We start from the raw sequence: 22,918 nt of genomic DNA, 5'->3' as shown, positions 1-22,918 counted from the left end.
GGCGAGAGCCGAAGCCCCCTTTGGTCCGTAGACATTATGCGGTATTAGCAGTCGTTTCCAACTGTTGTCCCCCACCTCAAGGCATGTTCCCAAGCATTACTCACCCGTCCGCCGCTCGTCAGCAAAGGTGCAAGCACCTCTCTGTTACCGCTCGACTTGCATGTGTTAGGCCTGCCGCCAGCGTTCAATCTGAGCCATGATCAAACTCTTCAATTAAAAAGTTTTATGTCTTTCGACAGCTCAATGAATTCTGAATTTATTTAATATCTTTCGATATTGAATTGACTGTGCTGAATAATTACCGAAGTAACTATTCTGTTGGTCACTCAGTTTAAATTGAGACTCTAAATTTGTTTGCCTCACTACCTAAGTAGCTTGGCTGTTAGAACTCAATCTGTACGAGTGCCCACACAGATGATTGCTTTATATTGTTAAAGAACGTTGCGATTAAAGCGTTAAACTTTATCTCGCTAGGGCTGCGCATATTACGCTTTCCTATTTTTTTGTCAACACTTAATTTTGTTAAACTTGAAAGTTTTCAGAACTAAGTTTTACTCAACTCACTGAGTAGCTTGTGCCCCGCTATGCGTTGCGCTCTGCCGTCTCAGTGGGGTCGCATTATAGGGCGAATCGATTTTAACGCAAGCGTTTTTAAACGCTTTTTTGTATTTAATTTTTACCCCAAAGATACCCTACCTAGACACACAAGATACCCACAAAACCCTGTGGATAACCTTGCTTTTACCCTGCTACCCTAACGCAGAAACAAAAAAGCACCTTAACATTGGTGCTTTTTATGGAGAGTTTATCTTAATCGTTAATACAAAATGCTATAAAGCTTGCGACGATATTTAGCAGCTAGCGCATCGCCATCAGGTAAAGACGCAATAACAGCCAAGAAGTTTGGCTTAGCCTCATCAAAATTCAGATCTTTTTTGAGAATAGTGAAGAGTGTTTCTAATGCTTCTTCTTTTCTTCCTGCTTCATTGAGTAGATTACTTAGCTCCATTTGTAACTCGAGCTCATTAGGATGTTTTACTACCCTTTCTTGCAATGCTTTTATTTCAGGTGAATCAGTTGCCTCTAGCGCAGCCTCACATTTAGCTTTAATGTTATTGAAGTATGCATCTTGATCTTGTGCTTCTATTGTCTCTATTAATGCAGCGGCTTCATCTAGTTTGTGAATCTGTATACATATATCTGCAAGCACTAATTTAATTCTCGCATTACGACTATCCAATTCGTACGCTTGCTTGGCGTAATTAAATGCGGCATTTAAATCACTATTAATAAGTGCTTGCTTGGCTTGCTCTAATAATAGGTCTTGTTGCGCAGGTAAGTGTTTAGATAATGCATCACGTACCTGGCTTTCTGTCTGTGCCCCCGCTAATACATCAACTGGAGCTGAGTCTTTTAACAACACTAAAGTAGGCAAAGTTTGTAAACCAACTTGCTGGGCAAGTTGAGAGGCCAAGGCTTGCTCTGCATCACAATCTAAGTTTGCAACAACTATATAGTTATTATATTCAGCTGCTAGCTTATCTAAAATAGCTACTTGGCTAATACATTCTGGGCTTTGTGGCGAAAAAAAGTTAAGTAGTACTAACTTTTGTTGTGATGTTTCACCTAATACTTGCTGAAGATTCTGTGCGTTAAGATTAACTATATTGCTCATTGAATTATTGCCATGTTCATCTATTTAGGGTTTTATATGGTGATGAAGATAATAATTACAAGACATGTGTCTAAATCATTTAAGACACACATACTATATAAATGAGGGAAATATGAAATTAGCCTATGCAAGTGCACTGTGTTTACTAGTTAGCCCACTATTAAGTGCGCAAACACTCAAGTTGGATCTCGATAAAAGTATGCCAGCAATAGAAAAGCTTTATCTAGATTTACACCAGTCACCTGAACTTTCTTATCATGAGCAGCAAACCGGTAAAAAAATGGCTACGCAACTTCAAAAGCTAGGGTTTGATGTAACCGATAACGTTGGCGGTTATGGCGTTGTAGGTATATATAGAAATGGCCAAGGCCCCACCGTTATGATTCGAACTGATACTGATGGCTTACCAATCACAGAACAAACAGGAAAAGCATACGCATCAACTGTTACCACAGTAAATGAACAAGGTAGCAAAGTCGGTGTTATGCATGGTTGTGGTCATGATATTCATATGAGTTCATTTATAGGCACCGCGCAACAACTAATTAAAAATAAACAGTCGTGGCAAGGTACTTTAATGATGGTTGCGCAACCAGCTGAAGAAGTTGGGGGTGGTGCAAAAGCAATGCTGAGTGAGGGATTATTTAGCAAATACGCAAAACCTGATCATATTATTGCTTTACATGTTAGTGCCAGTGTACCGGCAGGAAAAGTTGCTCTGAAAAATGAGTACACTATGGCAAGCGTCGACTCAGTTGATATTTCCATAAAAGGTAAAGGAGGCCATGGAGCCTATCCACATACGACTGTTGATCCTGTTATTATTGCTGCTCGCACCATTTTAGCATTACAAACAATTACGAGTCGGGAGTTATCTCCTTTGGAACCATCAGTGATCACTGTTGGATCTATCCATGGCGGCTCAAAACACAATGTAATTTCTGATGAAGTAAAGCTACAACTTACTCTGCGTAGCTATAACCCGGAAGTTAGAAACGCGCAAATTGCTGCGATTAAACGTATTACTGCAGGTATTGCACAAAGTGCAGGTCTAGAAAAAGCGCTCTACCCAGAAGTGTATGTTCATGAAAGTGAATCGATTCCATCTACTTACAATAATCCGGAGCAAACAAATATAGTTAGGAGTGCCATTGCTGATGCAATTGGTGTAAAAAATGTACTTGAAACTAAAGCTGTTATGGCTGGTGAAGACTTTGGATTATATGGTAGAACAGATGAAAACATCCCCATTACTTTATTTTGGTTAGGCGGAGTTAACCAACAGCAATATACAAATGCGATGAAAAATAACGAAACACTCCCTTCATTACATTCAAGTAAATTTGCTCCCGATTATAAAGTAGCGCTTCCAACAGGAATAACTGCAATGAGCAATGCCGCTGCGGCATTATTCAATCAATAATTTTCAAGGTTATTTTCAAGCCCTGAGTTTAATTTACCGCAGGGCTTTTTTTGTAACTCGACTTTTTATACGGCGCTTTCTTTGTACGTTTAGCAAAATGCTTCTTAGGCGATGTTTTTGGCAAATGTGCAAATACATTACTATCGCAGTTAGTTGCTTGGCTTACAAAATTAGTTAAATCAGCTAGCAAAGGCTGTATAAATTGCTGATAACTGATTGCTTGCTGAGCGATATCTCCTAAACTCGACTCCCATTTTGCAGTTAAATCGGGGCTTGATAACCCCTCAGGTAATACACTAATTAGTGCCAGACCTGTTTCAGTTGCTTTAATTGCTTTTCTTTCACGTTTTAAAAAGCGACGTTTAAATAATAGTTCAATGATACCTGCGCGAGTGGCTTCAGTACCAAGGCCATCTGTTTCTTTTAATATTTTTTTGATTTGCGAGTCTTTTACATAACGGCTAATTCCCGTCATAGCAGCAAGTAAGGTTGCATCGGTAAAATGAGCAGGAGGAGTTGTATGCTTTTGCACCACCTCACCTTTAGTACAGGTAAGTACCATGCCTTTTTCCAAATAAGGCAATGTTGCTTCTTCTTTAAGTTCTGACTTACCCATAAGCAATTTAAAACCCAAGCTTACATCTTGTTTTGCATTAGCTTTGAATAAACCACCCGCTATAGTTACCTCTACTTTGGTTTCGTTGTATATGTAGTCAGGATAAAACTGAATTAAATAATGCCGACTTATTAACTGATAAATTTTTGCTTCATCATTGGCTAAACTCACACTTTTTAACTGTTTAGCTGTCGGTACAATCGCGTGGTGAGCTGCAACTTTTGAATCGTTAAAACATTTACTTCGTTTTTTTGCATCTGCTCCATTAACAAATTCTGCTTTTTGGCCTCCATTTACTGCAATCGCTTTTAGTATCGCAGCTGCATCTTGGTGATGATCTTTTGGTAAATAACGATTGTCTGAGCGCGGGTAAGTAATTAACTTATGACGTTCATATAAAACCTGGCAAGTATCGAGCACTTTCTGTGCTGGCATACCAAAAGCTTTAGCAGCATCTATTTGTAAAGCAGATAAATTATAAGGAAGCGGTGCGGTTTGCTTTTTTTGCTTTTGCTCAAGTGCAGTTACACTTGCTGGTTGATTAGCGATACGAGAAGTGACATTTTCAGCTAAAGCTTTGTTAAGCACTCTGCCCTCTTCATCTTGATATGGGGCGCATGCTTTACTTGGTAGCCACTTAGCAGTAAAGGCATCATTCTGGGGGGTAACTAAATGAGCAAGTACTTCAAAAAAGGGTTTTGATACAAAATTTGCGATCTCGTTATCGCGATTAACGACTAGACCCAAAATAGGTGTTTGCACTCGCCCAACCGACAACACATTACCAAATCCCGCTTTTTGCCCCGCTAATGTATATGCACGCGTCAAGTTCATGCCAAACAACCAATCAGCACGAGACCGCGCTAAAGCAGAAACACTCAAAGGAATAAATTCACGGTTAGCGCGCATACTATGTAGTGACTTTTTAACCGCCGTTAAATTTAAGTCACTGATCAGTAAGCGCTGAATATTCTGTTTTTTTGCTTGGCTGATTTTTGCTTGCTCTATAACTTCATCAACCAGTAACTGGCCTTCACGGTCAGGATCGCCAGCATGTACAAGTGTTGTTGCTTGTTTAATTAGCTTTTTTAAAATAGTAAGTTGTTTACGAGTTTTAGGCTTTGCTTTAAGTTGCCAATGTTCTGGCACAATAGGTAAATGTTCAAACTGCCACTTTTTAAAACGCTCATCATAGTCATCGGGCTCTGCTTGTTCGAGCAAATGACCTATGCACCAAGATACGCAATCACCATTCGCTACCTCAATATAGCCATCATGCTTTTTGTGCGGTTTAGGAAGTGCATCTGCAATAGCGCGACCCAACGAGGGTTTTTCAGCAATATAAAGTTTCATAACCAAAAGCTCTAATACTGTTCATATAAACAGTAGTCTAGCATATCATTTTAAAACGGGGGATATTTTTATAATTTCTAACTTAAAGCTTTATTTCGGTTATTAACAAAAATATATAAAAGAGGCAGGTAGCATACAACCACAGTAGCAATATTTATCAAAGGCATAAACGTTTGATACATAACAGTGCTATAAGATAAATCCCAAAGGTGGCGGTCGACTAAACGAAACAATTGCAAAATAGGGGCACCAATAACCACAAGTTGACCCAGTTCACACTGCCACAAATGCACTTTATCTTTCAGACCCCAATAAGCAATTAGTGCCATCCAAGTAATATCTGTTAATGCCCATACAAGATAACGGTATACATAAATGCCATCATCAAACGCCATTAAACTTGAGTAAGTTAGAGTACCAAATAAGAAAAAAGCAGCGGTAATAGCAGCAAACCTTAAGGCTAAATAATCCTTAAAGATAAAAAATAACAAAATAGCTGGGCTCAAAATAAGAACCCAGCTTTTACTTAATATACTGACGAAGTACAAAAACCATTCAGGCAAACTAAAAAACCTTACTTAACTTTTTTATCTTCGTCTGTACCATCGCCATTACCAGGCATACTACAAAATTTATTTAACATACTAACTTCTTCTTTAATTACATCTGTTAAGAGAAGTGCATTCTATGCTAAAAAAGGGACAAAACCAATAAACTCTATCTAATATCAATAGGATCTGATTCTTTAGCCTTGCCTTGTAAGATTGATATTTCCACTCGGCGGTTACGTCTTCGGTCTTCACGGGAGTCATTCGGTACTAAGGGTCTGGTTTCTGCACGCCCCACGACCATCATGCGGGTCTTATCAAAACCAGCAACCTTTTGCAGCTCACTTGCTACCGCAACAGCTCGTTTAGAGGATAAATCCCAGTTGTTAATATAAAGCTCATTAGAGACTTGGAAGTCATCCGTGTGACCAGAGACGGTGATCTCTCCGGGAACATCTTTTAGTAACCGGCCAATATCTTGAATGATAGGTTTAAACTGGGGTTGTAAAAACGCACTACCCGATGGGAACGAACCATTTTCTCTTATACGAATAATGATTTGCTGCCCTAATGATTCAAGCTCAATAGCCCCATCAATAATTTGCTTTTCGAGTTGTTGTGCAATTTTTTTAACTAAATCATTTATTTGCTCTTGATCGGCAGCAGAAACAGCTGGCGCTGAAGCCACTTCCTCAGAGGTGCTGCTTGACTCCCCGCCTCGTTTTTCACCACGTTGTTCTTGGCGTCCGCCAGCTGAGCTTTCATCGCCCGCCTGAAACTCTAGCATTTGCTGAGTCATTTCTACTGTTTGCTGCTGAATAGTTTCAATGGGGGTCGGCTCAGGCTTACCTGGAGTAAATTCCATCGCAATAACCGAGGTGCCTTTTGGGATATCTTTAACTTCAATTTTATTTTGCACACCAAAAGCAAACTTCATAGAGCCTGCAATTTGCTTAAATTTAAGCACATCCATTTCAGAAAACGCGAGTAAGAGTACAAAGAAGCACATTAATAGCGACATTAAATCGGCAAATGTCCCCATCCATGCAGGTAACCCTGGGGGTGGGCATTTACACTCTTCATCAGACATAATTATTCCTCAGTGTTTACTGCGCGTTTTGACTCAGCCAAATAATTTTTCAAGATCCCTTCGATTACTTTAGGGTTTTGGCCATCTTGAATACCTAATACCGCATCCAAAATAAGTCGCTGGTTCATTGCTTCTTCGTCTTTACGCAATTCAAGTTTTACCTGAATAGGAATAGCGACAACATTCGCCAAAAATGCCCCATATAATGTTGTTAATAAGGCGACCGCCATTGCTGGACCGATTGCTTTTGGGTCATCCATATTTGATAACATAGCCACCAAACCGATTAATGTACCGATCATCCCCATTGCAGGAGCAATATCACCTAATGATTTGAATAAGCTTGCACCCATTTCATGACGAGTTGTTGTGAGGGAAATATCTTTTTGTAATGTTGCACGCACTACATCTGCATCATGTCCATCTACAAGCATATCAACGCCTTTGCGCATAAATGGATTTGGAATTTCAGCCTCTTCTAATGCTAAAAAACCACCTTTACGGGCAGAGTCAGCAAGTTCGACAGCTTTCTCTATTAACGCTTCAGGGGGTTCAATTTTAAACATAAACGCTTTTGCACAAACCTTACCAATGCCAAAAAATTGCGACATAGTAAAGTTAGATAAAACGATAAAAAGGGAACCACCAAACACAATAACCACTGAAGGGGTATTGTAAAACATAGCGACTTCACCGCTACTACTCATAAACATGGACATGACAATTAAGCCAATTGCGCCAAGGATCCCAATAATGGTTGCTAAATCCACATTCCCTCCAAAGGTTTTATATTTTTTCTTCGCAAGCGTTGTTATTAATTGTTTATCGGCAAGATACTGAAATACTTAAGTGATTTTTATGATAACCGAAAAAGTTAAGCGCTCATCTATTTTAGATCAACTATCGCAATCTATCTAACACTCAATTTTAAACATGTTAAAAAATAACTAAGAAGCGCAATAAAACCCAATTAACAGCATTTATCTATCAAAAAACCATATCATTCTTTGACCTAGTTTAGCATTCCCCCTAAAATTGGCGTCTAAATTTATTATGTAAGTTGAAAATAAAGATGGCGACTAAAAAACCTGAAAATTTAAGTTTCGAACAAGCACTAGAAGAATTAACAACAATTGTCAGTGAAATGGAACAAGGTGATTTATCGCTTGAACAGTCTTTAAAGCAATTTGAGCGCGGCATTGCATTAGCCAGTGCGTCTTCCGGTAAACTTCAACAAGCCGAGCAAAAGGTGTCGATATTAATGGGTAATGACGAAAAAGCACCGCTTACTCAATTTGATAACGATATGGAATAATTGTGAGCATAAAAGAACAAATAAAGCTCGCTCAAGATGATGTAGCTAATACACTCAACCTTTATTTCGAACAACCTCTTGAAAGCGACAACACTATAAAAGAAGCCACACATTATAGTCTAATGAATGGCGGCAAGAGATTACGCCCTTTTTTGGTTTATACCACAGGTAAAATGCTCGGTGCTGACAAGCGTGATTTAGATGTACTGGCAGCAGCGATAGAATGCATTCATAGTTATTCATTAGTGCATGACGATTTACCCGCTATGGATGACGATGATTTACGTCGTGGCCGTCCTACCTGCCATATTGTCTATGGTGAAGCACAAGCTATTTTAGCAGGTGATGCATTGCAAACTTTGGCTTTTGAGCTTATTGCTAAGCACACATTTAAATGCTCAACAGAAGCTCAGTTAAAAATGATTGCCGAATTAGCCCATGCTTCTGGCTTGCAAGGAATGGTCGCCGGGCAAGGCCGCGATATTGCAGCAACAGATAAAGTTATTACGGTTGACGAATTAGAACGTATTCATAAACTTAAAACAGGCGCATTAATAAATTGTGCGATTACTTTGGGCGCACTTTGTGCCCCTAATATTAGCCAACACACTTTAGATAACTTATCTACTTTTGGGTATGCTATCGGGCTGGCCTTTCAGGTTCATGACGATATTTTAGATGTTGAGGGCGACACACTAACTTTAGGTAAGCCTCAAGGGTCAGATATTGCTGCGAATAAAGCGACATACCCGGCTTTATTAGGTATGCTAGGTGCTAAGCAAAAAGCACTAAATTTAATACAACAAGCCCATGAGGCGTTAGCTAATATTGACGCAGACACAACCAGCTTAGCAGCATTGGCAAACTATTTAATTGAACGTGACCATTAAACATGGCTAAAACGTATTAAATCTTAGAACAAAATTATTACTAAATATTAAGCCGCCTCTTAAACTTAGCTTTTTTGAGGGAAGTTAATATTAGCGAAGGATATATAAAAAACCATGACACTTGATAGCAGCAAGTATCCATTACTTAATTTGGTGAACGAACCAGCCCACTTGCGAGACTTAGCACAAGATAAGCTTCCTGCATTTAGCCATGAATTGCGTGATTACTTACTCAATTCAGTATCGCAAAGTAGCGGCCATTTAGCGTCTGGTTTAGGAACCGTAGAACTTACCGTTGCATTACATTATGTGTACAACACTCCCGACGATCGTTTGGTTTGGGATGTAGGTCATCAAGCCTACCCACATAAAATACTAACGGGACGTCGTGACCAAATGCACACCATTCGCCAAAAAGATGGATTGCACCCATTTCCATTTAGAGACGAAAGTGAATACGATACCTTTAGTGTTGGCCATTCAAGCACCTCTATTTCAGCGGCGCTGGGTATGTCTATTGCTGCGCAAAAAGAAGGCAAAGGTCGTAAAACCGTGGCGGTGATAGGCGATGGCGCAATTACCGCAGGTATGGCTTTTGAAGCGATGAACCACTTAGGTGATGTGAAATCAGATATGCTGATCATTTTAAATGATAACGAAATGTCGATTTCTGAAAACGTCGGCGCGTTAACCAATCATTTCGCACGTATTTTATCAGGTAGCTTTTATACCAACATCCGCGAAGGCAGTAAAAAGCTTCTTTCTGGTGTACCGCCGGTAAAAGAACTTGCCAGCCGTATGGAAGAACACATTAAAGGGATGATGATCCCAGGTACTTTTTTTGAAGAGCTAGGTTTAAACTATATTGGCCCAATTGATGGCCATGATGTAAATATGCTTGTAGATACGCTACGTAACATGCGTAACTTAAAAGGCCCACAACTGCTGCATATTAAAACCCAAAAAGGCAAAGGCTATAAACCAGCAGAAGCCGACCCGATTGGTTATCATGGCGTACCAAAATTTGACCCTGCAACATCAAGCCTGCCGAAATCTAAGCCAGGCGCTGCAACTTTTTCAAGTGTATTTGGTGATTGGCTGTGCGACATGGCAGAGCAAGACAACAAGCTAATTGCAATTACCCCTGCGATGCGTGAAGGTTCAGGAATGGTGCGCTTTTCTAAAGAACACCCAGAACAATATTTTGATGTCGCAATTGCAGAGCAGCACGCTGTAACCCTTGCTGCAGGTTTTGCTTGTGAAGGGTTAAAACCCGTTGTTGCTATCTACTCTAGCTTTTTACAACGTGCGTATGACCAACTAATTCACGATGTTGCATTGCAAAACCTACCGGTATTATTTGCTATTGACCGCGCAGGTATTGTCGGAGCCGATGGTGAAACTCATCAAGGCGCCTATGACCTAAGCTTTATGCGCTGTATTCCTAACATGGTTATTATGGCACCAAGTGACACTAACGAATGCCGTCAAATGCTATACACTGGCTATCAAGCCGATTGCCCTGTAGCCGTGCGTTACCCGCGTGGTAGTGCTGGCACCGCAGACATTCAAAGTACTATGCAACAGCTCGAAATTGGTAAAGCGAATGTAATTAAACAAGGAACTAATGTGGCTATATTGTCATTTGGTACCTTGCTTGAAAACGCGCAACTGGCCACAGATGAGCTCAATGCGACTTTAGTTAATATGCGATTTATTAAACCACTTGATACAGGGTTAATTGATGAACTTGTCGCTAACCACGATATCATTGTAACGCTTGAAGATAATGCAATTTCTGGTGGTGCAGGCTCGGCTGTTAATGAGTATTTAGCTACCCAAAAAGCAGCTGTAAAAATACTTAACTTAGGTATACCGGATGAATTTATTAAACACGGTACGCAACAGCAAATGCATGATGAAATGGGGTTAGGTGGGCAAGGTATATTAACTTCAATTAAAGCATTTATGAGCTAATACTTATAGTGTTTAATAAAAAAGGAGCCATTGGCTCCTTTTTTATTGCTAACTTATGATCTCTAGCGCATCCACACCTTAATGTCGGCCAAGCCATTACTTTGCAATAAGCCAATCTGCTGTTCAACGTTCGGGTTTTGCTCAAACTCAAATGCATCTAATTGCTCATCAAAGGTAATGTTAGCAACGCCATCGCCACCGCGTTTTTTAACTTGATGCAATGCGATATCAGCTAAATTAATCGATGTTTCCCAGCTAATAACTTGACCACCTAACAGGGGTAGCGGGTAGAAAGACCAACCCACTGATGAGGTAATACTCGTTGTTTCGCCGTTCGGAAGCTGGAAGTTATAATCGGCAATGGCTTGGCATAACTCTGACACATAGCTGTCGATTAAATTACACTTAAAGTCACGCAATAACAGTAAAAACTCATCACCACTCCAACGTGCAACGTAATCAGAGCCTTGAGTACGGGAGTTAAGTAATGCCGCCACTTGTTGTAAACAGCTATCTCCAGCAATAGGGCCATAAGCATCATTAATACGGCTAAAGTTATCTAAATTAATAATTAATAACACCAAAGATTTGCCCTGAGCCTGTAATGACTGCGAATTACGCTGAAAATGCTCAATATCTTTTGGTAGTTGATCAAACAAGAAACGACGACTTCTCAGCCCAGTTAGCTCATCAGAGTGACTAACAAGTTTAAGCTGAGAATTTACTTGGTTTAATTTATCATTCGCTTGACGAAGCTCTAGGGTTCGTTCAGTAATAAGCCCTTCGAGTACTTGTTGCTTACGTCGCTCTTGAACTTTAAATACCCAAAACACTAAATAAAACAGCAGTACAAAACCACTGGTGATCAGTAATCTAAAGTAGATGGTTTCACCAAACCGTTCAGGAACAACAAACGCATATTCGGCTGATTGCGCTTTACCCCAATCCTCACCTTGGCGTTTAGTTTCTAATTCAAATAAAAACATACCGGCGGGTAAATTTGTATAAATTGCTTCTCGACGGGTATTTGCATAGCGCCAATCGTTATCAAGTCCATTGAGTTTATACCTAAACTCTATACTTGCCGGCGCGTAATAATCAATCGCAGTATAGGTAAGCGTTACATCACGCTCGTCGGTTTTAAGTACTGGCTTTTTACCTAACGCAGCCGCAGCAAGCTTTCGTGATGGCGTGGTTAAGGTTTCTATAGTTGGTTTAAGCGAACGTAATCCAAATAATTCTACGTCTTTCGGAATTTCCACCACACCTTGTAAGCTGGGGTACCAAATAGAGTTATCCATATCAACCACCGCATCATGGCCTAGACCATTACAACATTGGCTGGCTTTACCATCGAGCTGACGGTCAAATGAAGAGATCACTTCTTCTACTTTTAGGCTTTCGATGTTGGCTTTAAATTGCTCAACAGGCATGCGGTAAACCCCTTTCATAGTGCTTACCCAAATTCGCTTTGAGGTGTCATCGTATTCTAAGCTGAATATAGAACCATATGGTAATCCATTGGCGGCGTCTAGTTGCTGCCATTGCCCTTGCCCACTGCGATAAAACAGACCATCATTCAACGAGCCAATTAAAATGCCTACCCCTTTTATATGTAAAATGCTGGTCACATACGCACTTTCTAAGGTGGTTTGGTCGCCAATTTTTTCAATTCCTCGCTCAGTAAAGTAATACGCGCCTTTACTGGTGCCAATAACCCCAAAATTTGGTTTATCTAAAACATAGGTTACAAACTTACTGCCTAAAAAAGCATTGTACGCAAAAGGGTTTAAACCATTGTAATTTAAACGGTATAACCCTCGTCCGGTGCCTACCCAAAAACCGCCTTTAGTTGAAGTGCTAATTGCAAAAACTGGGTTATCGCTCAATGCACGAGCAGGGAAACTATATAAGGTATTCGACTCGTAGAAAAACAAGCCCCTGCCAGTAGCAACATAAAGGCGATCGCCATCAAATTGCAGGTCATGTACCGAGGCATTTCCATACTTGGCACTATTAATAACATTGATAAACGTTTTATCGGCATCAAAATAGCCAACGCCACTTTTATTGGCAATCCATAACTTACCATCAGGTGATTTACTAATTGCCATTACCGCTTCGGTCATTTTAGAAATGGCAGAATGGCGCTCTATTCGCCCTTCGTGAGCAAGCCATAGCCCTTCACTAAAACTCGCTAACCATATGTTATTTTCATCATCTCTAAATATATCGGCAAACCAAATACTCTGATCTAACTGGCTGGGTTCAACCCACTGCCAATCATTAGATTTAGCCCTGAACAATAAACGTCCATAGGTTGATACCCACAAGCCGCCATTACCGTCGCTCATAAATTTATACACAGCTGAGTTATTAGCATTGGGCAGTGGAAACGGACGTAGCTCGTCATCTAAATCTAAAAAATAAGCCCCTAACTCAGAAGCTAGGTACAAATTACCATTTAAAAACGATAGATCGTGAACAATGGTTTGTGCTAAACGATCAGGCAAAGCCACTTTAGCGGTGAGTTCTAGGCGTAATTTAGAAAAATCAGACGAGCTTTGCGTTAAGCGTAATAAATTACGGTCGTTAACCAGCCAAATCCCCTCAGGTGAAAGCGCCATTTTACTGACCGACCCCACTATTTGGGTGATAGCAGTAGCGTTTACAATAGGGCTGGGATTATTTAGTTGGTCGCGCAGCTCTATTTGGCCTCTGTCTATATAATAGAGCCCATTAGCTGCTATCCAAATACTGCCTTGAGAGTCTTCAAGAATGTCTCTAACAGGGCCTTTAATATTAAACTCTTGTGCGGTTAGCTTCTCAGGATCGATAACCACAAGGCCATTTTTCGTGCCTATCCACAACAAGCCTTCACCATCAATCAGTAATTTATTAATGCCATTGCTGGGTAAAAATAAGCTATTTTGGGTATTATAATTGGTGAAGGTATTGCCATCAAAACGGCTTAATCCAAATTGAGTGCCAAGCCACATATAGCCTTGGTTATCTTGCACCACACTTTTCAGGGATTGTGAGGGTAAGCCGTCTTTGATATTCCATTGTTTAACTACGTAATCAGTAATTGAAGCCGTACTTGGCATGGCACATAGCATAAGTACACAAACCAATAAAAATCGCATCATAGTGCTGCCACCTAGTTAAACAAATAATAAATTAAAAGGGTAGTAAACCTACTTTTATCAATGCTTGCAAACAAATAAGCGAAAAAATACCTGCAAGCACATCATCGGCCATAATACCAAACCCACCATGGGCACGTTTATCGAGTATGCGAATCGGCCCAGGCTTTGCTATATCAAAAAAGCGAAACAGTAAAAAGCCCACTAATAATGTTTGCCAGTTAAGTGCAGCGCCTATCATAGTAATATAGTAACCAGCAACTTCATCCCAAACAATTGCGGGATGATCATGTACTTGAAGGTCATCGGCTGTTTTTCCACATGCCCAAATACCAAAGATACTAATGACGACTGCAAATACAATTTGTAACCATAGCGGAAAATGCATGGTAATAAAAATAAACGGTAATGCTGCCAATGTGCCAAATGTACCAGGTGCTTTTGGTGCAAGCCCAGTACCAAAACCCAAACCAAAAAATTGATGTGGGCGTTTTAAATTAAATAATCGGTTTTTATTCAAACCTGCTCCTTGGAAAAGTGCTCAAAACCTTTATGTTCAAAAGCAAACTTCTCACCTTGGTGTAATAACTCTATATTGCCGTCACCACTTTTTATTTGCCCGATACAGCTTGCCTCTACACCGTATTGGCGCAGCTTAATATCTAGCATACTCTTGTTACTATCAGCAACGGTATACAGTAACTCGTAGTCATCGCCATAGTTAAGAACAAAAGGAAGTCGCTGCTCAAAATCAAGGCTCGCTTGCATGGCATCTGAGGTGGGGACATTTTCAATATTAATGGTGGCACTAACTTGTGATAAATTTAGCACATGCCCTAAGTCGGCAAGTAACCCATCGGAAATATCAATGGCCGACGATGCCAAGCCTCGTAACGCTTGCCCAGCAGCTACACGTGGCGTGGGAAAATTCAAACGTTTATTAATATGCTTTAAGTGTTCAGGTGCAATCGATAAATCTTGTTTTTTCGACTCAATCGCTAGGCCTGCATCACCAAGCGGACCGGTTACAAAAATCCAATCCCCCACTTTTGCACCACTTCTACGTAATGCTGTGCCTTCAGGAACTGTACCTTTTGCACAAATAGTAATACTAAGTGGACCTTGAGTGGTATCACCACCAATGATCTGAACGTTAAAGTACTCAGCAATTTCATGCATGCCATCAGTCAGCTCAGCAATCCATTGTGGATCGATACTAGGTAACGTAAGTGCAACCGACACCCAAGTAGGCTCTGCGCCCATGGCAGCTAAATCACTTAAATTAACAGCAAGAGCTCGATGCCCTAATGCACGAGGGGAGATATCGTGAAAAAAATGCACCCCAGCCACTAAGGTATCTGTGGTTACAGCAAGCTGACAGTTCGCAGGTACTGTGACAAGCGCACAGTCATCTCCAATCCCTAAATTAACATCGCGACGAGTAATGCCACGACCTTTAAAGTAACGATTAATTAATTCAAATTCCTTCATACACAAAAAAGCCGACCTATGCCGGCTCTCCTTTTTAACGGTTATTTATAGCAACTCATCTGATTTATAATTCAGTTAAAGTTGTTATTACTTACGTAACTGTTTTACAGCTTTATCAAGTACACCGTTTACAAATTTATGGCTATCTTCAGCGCCAAACATTTTAGCTAATTCAATACTTTCATTGATAGCGACTTTGTAAGGCACGTCTTCACGAAATTTAAGCTCGTAGCTGCTTAAACGTAAGATTGCACGTTCAACTTCGTCTAATTCATCAAATGGACGAGTTAAATGAGGCGATACAGCTTCGTCTAGTTGCTTGTGATTTACGGCTACTCCACGCGCTAAATCTTTAAAATATTCAACATCAATTTTAGTCACATCGTTTTCGATCAACATTTGTTGTTCGATATCGGCAATTGCATTGCCGCTTAATTGCCATGAATACACGGCTTGAAGTGCTAAGATACGTGCTTTACGTCTTGCTGCTGGTTTCACAAAAATTCCTTAAACTTAAATTTTATCTAACACATTAACCATTTCAAGCGCACCTAAAGCAGCTTCGCCGCCTTTGTTACCCATTTTGGTACCTGCGCGCTCAATTGCTTGCTCAATGCTTTCAGTGGTTAATACGCCAAATGCAACTGGGATATCATACTCAAGTGATACTTGTGCAAGCCCTTTATTTGACTCGCCAGCGACGAGATCAAAGTGAGGCGTGCCCCCTCTGATCACTACACCTAAGGCGATAATTGCATCATATTCTTTTTTTGCTGCAACGCGTTTCGCTGCTAAAGGTAATTCAACCGCACCTGGTACGTAAATAACGGTAATATCATCTTCTGATACTCCACCAGTACGTTTTAGCTCATCAACAGCACCTGCAAGCAAGCTACTACCAATAAAGTCATTGAAACGTGAAATGACAATGGCAAACTTTTTGCCTGGAGCGTATTTAGTACCTTCAATAATTTTCATTTGATAACCCTAAAAATAAGTTTAAGCGATTTCTGTTGCGCAAAAATTGATGCGCATTATACCACATAAATAAAATAATAACCTAGCGTGTAATTATTGTGGCTCTACGTAATCAACCACTTCTAAATGGAAGCCTGATAATGCATGATATTTTTTCGGTAAACTCATCAAACGCATTTTTTGAATACCTAAATCAGCCAAAATTTGCGAACCCACACCTACGGTGCGCGAAGTACCTTGGAATTTACGCGGCGTTACACTCTCACCGGCATCAGCTGCAGCGAAGGCTTTTACAGTGGCTTCTAACTCTTCAGTGCTTTCTTGCTTACCTAAAATGACTAAAGCGCCATTATGCTCAGCTATATACGCCATGGCTTGCGATAATCCCCAACTGCGATCAGCGTTGCGATCAGAGAGTAGAATATCGTTAAAGGTACTTTGTAAGTGCACTCGCACTAACGTCGGTTCTTGTTGTTTTATTTCACCTTTAAGCAATGCATAGTGCAGCTGTCCGTCAATCGTGTCTTTGTAAGTCACTAAGTCAAATTCACCATGCTCAGTTGGCAATTTACATTTTGCAACTTGCTCAATAGTGGTTTCATTTAAGTTACGGTATTCGATTAAATCAGCTATGGTGCCAATTTTAATATCATGTTGCTTAGCAAATACTTCTAAGTCAGGGCGGCGCGCCATGGTGCCATCTTCATTCAGAATTTCTACAATCACTGATGACGGCTCAAGCCCCGCTAAACGCGCTAAATCACAGCCAGCTTCAGTGTGCCCTGCGCGCGTTAATACGCCGCCAGGTTGCGCCATAATAGGAAAAATATGACCAGGTTGTACAATATCACTTGGCACAGCGCCTTTAGCAATGGCAGCTTGAACAGTGCGAGCACGATCCGCTGCAGAAATACCCGTTGTAACCCCTTTTGACGCTTCAATAGACATAGTAAAGTTGGTCGAGAACGCGGCACCATTATTTTTAACCATCAGCGGTAAATCAAGTTGCGAGCAACGCTCTTGAGTCATGGTTAAACAAATTAACCCACGGCCATGAGTCGCCATAAAGTTAATTGCTTCTGCACTAATGTGCTCAGCAGCAATAATTAAATCGCCTTCATTTTCTCTGTCTTCATCGTCCATTAAAATAACCATTTTACCGGCTTTAATGTCATCTATTATTTCTTGTGCGCTGTTTAAATTCATAAGTTGCTCGTATAAGTTGTCAATATCGTTATTTTATAAAGCCCGCTTTAGCGAGTAAGCTCATCGAAATATCTGAACCAGTAGGATGCTCAGCTCCCTTTACAAGGCGCTCTAAATAACGTGCTATTTGGTCGACCTCTAGATTCACTTTGGTACCGACTTGAAAATCGGCTATGGTCGTTTGCCCGCTGGTGTGGGGCACAATTGTCAGTTTAAATTTATTACCTTCAACCGCATTGACCGTTAAGCTAATACCATCAATACACACAGACCCTTTATAAGGAATGTATTTCATTAAATTTTCGTCGGTGGCTAACCAATATTCTGTTGCTCGCGCATTGGTATTAATTGCTGTGATAGTGGCAATACCATCAACATGACCAGACACTAAATGGCCTCCTAGGCGCGATACAGGTTGCATCGCCTTTTCTAAGTTTACTGTTTGCCCTAAAGCGTAATGTGCAAACCCTGTTAAGCTAATCGTTTCATTTGATAAGTCAGCACTAAAGCCATCTACATGCTTATCAACAACCGTGAGGCACACACCATTGGTTGCAATACTGTCACCTAACTTAACATCACTCATATCAAGGTTTTTACTTTGGATACGAATAGCTAAATCACCTTGTCTTTTTTGTAATAACGCAATTTTACCTGTCGCTTCAACTATTCCAGTAAACATAGTGCTACTCTTTATATAAAATGATTAATGAGCTTTTTTTAGTGCTGTGATACGTAAATCATCACCAATTGGCACACACTCATTAAAAGTTAAATTAATGGTATTTTGCATACTCATTAACTCTGGGAAATTCAGTAAACTTCTTGCATCGCTACCCATTAACTTAGGGGCAATGTAAAAAACAAACTCATCAATTAAATCAAGTTCAGCCATTTTTCCGGCCAATGTGGCTCCCGCTTCTAACCACACATTATTAAACTGTAATTGCGCTAGCTTTTGCAGTGCTGCTTGCAAGTCTACTTTATTGTTCTTTTCGGGTAGTTCGATCTGTTTAACAAAATGAGGCCACTGATGCGATTTATCAACCCGAGTGGTGAATATTATCACCTCACTTTGAATTGAAAATAAGGCAAGTTCAGGCGTGAGTCTATTTTGGGAATCAATAATAACGCGAACAGGTTGGCGCAGTGGTAAATTGGTCGGTAAAGAAACCGGAAGTTCTTCTGGGCGTACATTTAGTTTTGCATCATCGATTATGACTGTATCGGCACCGGTTAAAATTGCACAGCTCTGAGCACGATATAGTTGTACATCTTGACGCGCAGCGGGCCCTGTTATCCATTTACTTTGGCCGTTTTTAAGCGCCGTTTTACCATCAATACTGGCGGCCATTTTGCAGGTTACAAAGGGTAACCCCTGCTCCATACGTTTAAAAAAACCAAGGTTTAATGCGCGAGCTTGCTCTTCAAGTAATCCGTGAGCGACTTCAATTCCTGCATCTGCTAAAATTTTCAGGCCTTTGCCTGCAACTTGCGGGTTGCTGTCAACCATAGCAGCAACCACTTTTTTTACACCCGCGGCCTTTAGCCCTTCAGCGCAAGGCGGTGTGCGACCATAGTGACTGCAAGGCTCTAGGGTTACATAAGCGGTTGCACCTTTAGCATTCTCACCGGCCTCAGCCAAAGCATTAACTTCAGCATGACCTTGCCCTGCTAATTGATGAAACCCTTCAGCTATTATTTTATTATTTTTTACTAGTACGCAGCCTACATTAGGATTAGGAGTGGTGGTAAAGCGCCCTTTTTTTGCCAGCTCAATGGCACGTGCCATATAACGTTTATCATCCTCTGAAAACGAGCTTTGCATGGTCATTACTACTCTCCTAAACGGGCTATTTCTTCACCAAATTCACGTATATCTTCAAACGAGCGATATACTGAGGCAAACCTTACATAAGCTACTTTATCTAACTTTTTCAGCGCTTCCATAATGCACTCACCCACCAAATGGCTAGACACTTCACGCTCGCCGGTGGCTCGCAGCTGGGATTTAATTATATTAACGACTTCATCAACTTGTTCGGTACTTACTGGGCGTTTTTCAAGAGCGCGGGTTAAGCCATTTAGTAACTTATCTTCATTAAACGGTTCACGACTGCCATCTTGCTTGATGACACGTGGCATGACTAATTCAGCCCCTTCAAAGGTGGTAAATCGTTCGTGGCACTCATTACATTCACGACGTCTACGTACTTGGTGTCCCCCGCCGACAAGGCGAGAATCAATAACTTTAGTATCTTTGGCGGTGCAAAATGGGCAATGCATAACTGTGTGTTTCCGTTTTAAAAACAAAAAATGGCCGCTATCATAGCGGCCATTATCATAACAAAAATGTGTGCAGTTGTGATCTAAATTACTATTTTACTATTGGATTAAGCGTAAACAGGTAATTTTGCACAAATTGCTTTCACTTTTTCTTTTACTTGCGCTTGTACTGACTCATCTTCGATGTTGTCTAGCACGTCACAGATCCAGCCAGCTAACTCTTTTGACTCAGCTTCTTTAAAGCCACGACGAGTGATTGCTGGTGAACCAATACGCAAACCAGAAGTAACAAATGGTGAACGAGGATCGTTCGGTACTGAGTTTTTGTTAACCGTGATATTCGCATTACCTAGGGCAGCATCTGCATCTTTACCTGTGATATCTTTATCGATTAAATCAAGTAAGAATAAGTGGTTGTCAGTTTTACCTGATACTACTTTGTAGCCGCGCTCTTGTAATACTGCAACCATTGCTTGAGCATTTTTAACAACTTGAGTTTGGTATGTTTTAAATTCAGGTTGAAGTGCTTCTTTAAATGCCACCGCTTTAGCAGCAATAACATGACATAAAGGACCACCTTGGCCACCTGGGAAAACAGCGCTGTTTAGCTTTTTGTAAATATCTTCATCGCCACACGCAGAAATGATTAAACCACCGCGAGGGCCGGCTAATGTTTTGTGTGTTGTGGTTGTTACAACGTGAGCAAATGGCACAGGGCTTGGGTAAACACCCGCAGCAATTAAACCTGCAACGTGCGCCATATCAACAAATAAGTATGCGCCTACTTTGTCTGCAATTTCACGGAATTTAGCCCAATCAACAATACCTGAGTATGCAGAAAAACCAGCAATGATCATTTTTGGTTTGTGCTCAAGTGCTAACGCTTCAACTTGTGCGTAATCAATTTCGCCAGTTTCTTCGTTAAGGCCATACTGAATTGCGTTGTATGTTTTACCTGAGAAGTTTACGTGTGAGCCGTGTGTTAAGTGACCACCGTGCGCTAGGCTCATACCTAAAACAGTATCAAGTGGGCTTAATAGTGCTTGGAAAACAGCGGCATTCGCTTGTGAACCCGCATGTGGTTGCACGTTTGCGTAATCTGTACCAAATAATTCATTTGCGCGGTCAATCGCTAACTGCTCAACCACATCAACGTGCTCACAGCCACCGTAGTAACGTTTGCCCGGGTAGCCTTCAGCATATTTGTTAGTAAGTTGAGAACCCTGCGCTTCTAGTACGCGTGGGCTACAGTAGTTTTCAGATGCAATTAACTCAATGTGCTCTTCTTGACGTGATGTTTCTTTGCTCATCGCGTCAAATAACTCTGGATCAAAGTCCGAAATATTCATGCTACGTTCTAACATTGGGGTCTCCTGGGCAACGTGTATGGGTATTTTTTACAGGCTTTATTGTACGCTTAAAACGACTCTTTGCCTACGCTCTTAAGTTGAGGATATTTAAACAGGGATTGAAACTATTTCACAGCATTTTGATGATGATATTTTTTTATAAACTAATAACAATTTTAAATGAATTTGATTTATTACATTTATTTAGCTTATGCGTTATATCTAAAGCGATGTATAAACAAACAAAAAAAGCGGCATGAGCCGCTTTTCTTAATGTGTTATTTTAACCTAGCTTAGCAAATAGCTCGCTGCGTAAATCGTCGTAATCATTGTGCATATCAATGGCTAAACACGGTTTTGCTAATGCATCAGCTAACGGCTTTGGCATATCTAATTCAACATTAAGGATATCCTCAACGCTGTCTTTAAATTTGGCCGGATGCGCAGTCGCTAAAAAAATCCCCACAGCATCTGCCGCCTTATTTTCTACAAGACCTTGGTAAGCAATTGCGGTGTGAGGCTCTGCAATATAGCCAAGCTGTTGAATTTTTTTCATCACTGTTTGTGTTTGCTGCTCATCAACACTCACCGAATAAAAGTTATCATAACTAAACCAATTATTATCTAACATTGATTGCACACGAGGCCAGTTATTAGGTTTACTCACATCCATTGCATTTGAAAGCGATTCAATTGTCGCATTAGGCGTCCAATTTTTATCAAGCATAAAGCGCGGTACTGTGTCGTTTTGGTTTGTAGTCGCGCTTAGTTTACCTACTGGCATACCAATCACAGCACCAATCATAGCCGCACACACATTACCAAAGTTACCACTGGGTACTGAAATATGCGCTGTAGCACGCTTTTCTTTTGGCAGCTGTGCAATGGCTTCAAAGTAATAACACACCTGCGCGACTAAACGGCTAATGTTAATTGAATTTGCTGAGTTTAAACCTAATTTCGATTTTAGCTCTTCATCTAAAAATGATTTTTTAACCAACTCTTGGCAATCATCAAAACTCCCCTCAATCGCATAACAGTGAATGTTGTCACCAAGCGTTGTAAATAACTTTTGCTGAGCGAGTGAAATTTTGCCTTTAGGGTATAAAATAACCACATCAATATTTGGTTTGTTATAAAAAGCATGCGCTACGGCAGCCCCGGTATCACCCGATGTTGCAGTTAATATTGTCACTTTTTCGCCGTGGTTAAACTGTGCCAAACACTCTGCCATAAAGCGGCCACCAAAATCTTTAAATGCCAGTGTTGGGCCATGGAATAACTCTAAGCAATAGGTATTGTCTTCAACTTCCACCAGCTTAACCGGAAAGTTAAACGCATTCTTAACCATCTGGGCAACAGTATCACTTGGTAGCTCGTCACCAATAAGGTGAGAGAGAATTTTGCTACTTCGAGTAACAAAATCCATATCGAGTAACGCATCAATATCGCTAAGCGGCGCTAATGACTCTGGGAAAAACACCCCTTGATTACGCCCTAGTCCTGTTTTTACAGCTTCAACAAACGACACTTTTTGTGAATATTCTTTTAAATTATGTAATTGCATGACTCTTG

At 40.6% G+C, this 22,918-nt stretch carries 20 protein-coding genes and 1 rRNA gene; 4 read left to right on the top strand and 17 right to left on the bottom strand.

Going from position 1 to position 22,918, the window contains the following annotated elements:
• Window positions 1-216: ribosomal RNA gene (locus tag BW139_RS08425) — 16S ribosomal RNA — on the bottom strand; the annotation flags it as partial.
• Window positions 217-817: 601 nt separating this feature from the next.
• Window positions 818-1,675, bottom strand: a complete 858-nt coding sequence (locus BW139_RS08420) for a tetratricopeptide repeat protein (RefSeq protein ID WP_076919351.1) — start codon at window positions 1,673-1,675, stop codon at window positions 818-820.
• A gap of 112 nt (window positions 1,676-1,787) precedes the next feature.
• On the opposite strand from BW139_RS08420, the gene BW139_RS08415 reads away from it, so the two are divergent.
• Entirely contained in the window at window positions 1,788-3,098 is a 1,311-nt protein-coding gene (locus tag BW139_RS08415; RefSeq protein WP_076919350.1) for a M20 family metallopeptidase, read from the top strand.
• A 28-nt stretch (window positions 3,099-3,126) separates the two neighbouring features.
• Here BW139_RS08415 and BW139_RS08410 read toward each other — a convergent pair whose 3' ends face one another.
• The 4 genes from BW139_RS08410 to pomA form a co-directional block, all read right to left on the bottom strand.
• Window positions 3,127-5,067, bottom strand: coding sequence for a DNA topoisomerase III (locus tag BW139_RS08410; RefSeq protein ID WP_076919349.1), 1,941 nt, complete (start codon window positions 5,065-5,067; stop codon window positions 3,127-3,129).
• A gap of 77 nt (window positions 5,068-5,144) precedes the next feature.
• Window positions 5,145-5,630 carry a hypothetical protein gene (locus BW139_RS08405; RefSeq protein WP_076919348.1) on the bottom strand — a complete coding sequence of 162 codons (486 nt, stop codon included), beginning with the start codon at window positions 5,628-5,630 and terminating at the stop codon, window positions 5,145-5,147.
• Window positions 5,631-5,784: 154 nt separating this feature from the next.
• On the bottom strand, window positions 5,785-6,705 hold the full coding sequence (locus BW139_RS08400; protein ID WP_075170368.1) for a flagellar motor protein MotB: 921 nt from the start codon (window positions 6,703-6,705) through the stop codon (window positions 5,785-5,787).
• Window positions 6,706-6,707: 2 nt separating this feature from the next.
• Window positions 6,708-7,475: a flagellar motor protein PomA gene (gene pomA / locus BW139_RS08395; RefSeq protein WP_008110202.1), complete on the bottom strand. Its 768-nt coding sequence runs from the start codon at window positions 7,473-7,475 to the stop codon at window positions 6,708-6,710.
• Window positions 7,476-7,777: 302 nt separating this feature from the next.
• On the opposite strand from pomA, the gene xseB reads away from it, so the two are divergent.
• The 3 genes from xseB (at window position 7,778) to dxs (ending at window position 10,887) form a co-directional block, all read left to right on the top strand.
• A complete protein-coding gene (xseB, locus tag BW139_RS08390) occupies window positions 7,778-8,020 on the top strand; it encodes an exodeoxyribonuclease VII small subunit (protein WP_008110204.1) in 243 nt (80 codons plus the stop codon).
• Window positions 8,021-8,022: 2 nt separating this feature from the next.
• The gene (ispA, locus tag BW139_RS08385; protein WP_076919347.1) at window positions 8,023-8,910 is read left to right on the top strand and encodes a (2E,6E)-farnesyl diphosphate synthase; all 888 of its coding nucleotides are present in this window, start codon (window positions 8,023-8,025) and stop codon (window positions 8,908-8,910) included.
• Between the two features lie 114 nt (window positions 8,911-9,024).
• Window positions 9,025-10,887 carry a 1-deoxy-D-xylulose-5-phosphate synthase gene (dxs, locus tag BW139_RS08380; protein ID WP_076919346.1) on the top strand — a complete coding sequence of 621 codons (1,863 nt, stop codon included), beginning with the start codon at window positions 9,025-9,027 and terminating at the stop codon, window positions 10,885-10,887.
• Between the two features lie 62 nt (window positions 10,888-10,949).
• Here the strand turns inward: dxs and BW139_RS08375 are convergent, their stop codons facing one another.
• From BW139_RS08375 to thrC, 11 genes are all read right to left on the bottom strand, one after another.
• Window positions 10,950-14,036, bottom strand: coding sequence for a ligand-binding sensor domain-containing diguanylate cyclase (locus BW139_RS08375; RefSeq protein ID WP_076919345.1), 3,087 nt, complete (start codon window positions 14,034-14,036; stop codon window positions 10,950-10,952).
• Window positions 14,037-14,067: 31 nt separating this feature from the next.
• Window positions 14,068-14,553, bottom strand: a complete 486-nt coding sequence (locus BW139_RS08370) for a phosphatidylglycerophosphatase A (RefSeq protein ID WP_008110211.1) — start codon at window positions 14,551-14,553, stop codon at window positions 14,068-14,070.
• A complete protein-coding gene (gene thiL / locus BW139_RS08365; RefSeq protein WP_076919344.1) occupies window positions 14,550-15,524 on the bottom strand; it encodes a thiamine-phosphate kinase in 975 nt (324 codons plus the stop codon). The genes BW139_RS08370 and thiL overlap by 4 nt, the downstream gene beginning before the upstream one ends.
• Window positions 15,525-15,611: 87 nt before the next feature.
• On the bottom strand, window positions 15,612-16,022 hold the full coding sequence (nusB, locus tag BW139_RS08360) for a transcription antitermination factor NusB (RefSeq protein WP_010390936.1): 411 nt from the start codon (window positions 16,020-16,022) through the stop codon (window positions 15,612-15,614).
• A gap of 15 nt (window positions 16,023-16,037) precedes the next feature.
• Window positions 16,038-16,502 carry a 6,7-dimethyl-8-ribityllumazine synthase gene (gene ribE, locus BW139_RS08355; RefSeq protein WP_076919343.1) on the bottom strand — a complete coding sequence of 155 codons (465 nt, stop codon included), beginning with the start codon at window positions 16,500-16,502 and terminating at the stop codon, window positions 16,038-16,040.
• A 93-nt stretch (window positions 16,503-16,595) separates the two neighbouring features.
• A complete protein-coding gene (gene ribBA / locus BW139_RS08350) occupies window positions 16,596-17,708 on the bottom strand; it encodes a bifunctional 3,4-dihydroxy-2-butanone-4-phosphate synthase/GTP cyclohydrolase II (RefSeq protein ID WP_076919342.1) in 1,113 nt (370 codons plus the stop codon).
• A 28-nt stretch (window positions 17,709-17,736) separates the two neighbouring features.
• Entirely contained in the window at window positions 17,737-18,390 is a 654-nt protein-coding gene (locus BW139_RS08345) for a riboflavin synthase (RefSeq protein ID WP_076919341.1), read from the bottom strand.
• 24 nt (window positions 18,391-18,414) lie between these two features.
• A complete protein-coding gene (gene ribD, locus BW139_RS08340; RefSeq protein ID WP_076919340.1) occupies window positions 18,415-19,542 on the bottom strand; it encodes a bifunctional diaminohydroxyphosphoribosylaminopyrimidine deaminase/5-amino-6-(5-phosphoribosylamino)uracil reductase RibD in 1,128 nt (375 codons plus the stop codon).
• A gap of 2 nt (window positions 19,543-19,544) precedes the next feature.
• The gene (gene nrdR, locus BW139_RS08335; RefSeq protein WP_010390928.1) at window positions 19,545-19,994 is read right to left on the bottom strand and encodes a transcriptional regulator NrdR; all 450 of its coding nucleotides are present in this window, start codon (window positions 19,992-19,994) and stop codon (window positions 19,545-19,547) included.
• A 107-nt stretch (window positions 19,995-20,101) separates the two neighbouring features.
• On the bottom strand, window positions 20,102-21,358 hold the full coding sequence (gene glyA / locus BW139_RS08330) for a serine hydroxymethyltransferase (protein WP_010390926.1): 1,257 nt from the start codon (window positions 21,356-21,358) through the stop codon (window positions 20,102-20,104).
• 268 nt (window positions 21,359-21,626) lie between these two features.
• Window positions 21,627-22,910: a threonine synthase gene (gene thrC / locus BW139_RS08325; RefSeq protein WP_076919339.1), complete on the bottom strand. Its 1,284-nt coding sequence runs from the start codon at window positions 22,908-22,910 to the stop codon at window positions 21,627-21,629.
• Window positions 22,911-22,918 lie beyond the last annotated feature (8 nt).

Source organism: Pseudoalteromonas sp. SK18, assembly GCF_001974855.1.
Taxonomy (GTDB): Bacteria; Pseudomonadota; Gammaproteobacteria; order Enterobacterales; family Alteromonadaceae; genus Pseudoalteromonas.
This window is presented reverse-complemented; position numbering and strand designations above follow the sequence as displayed.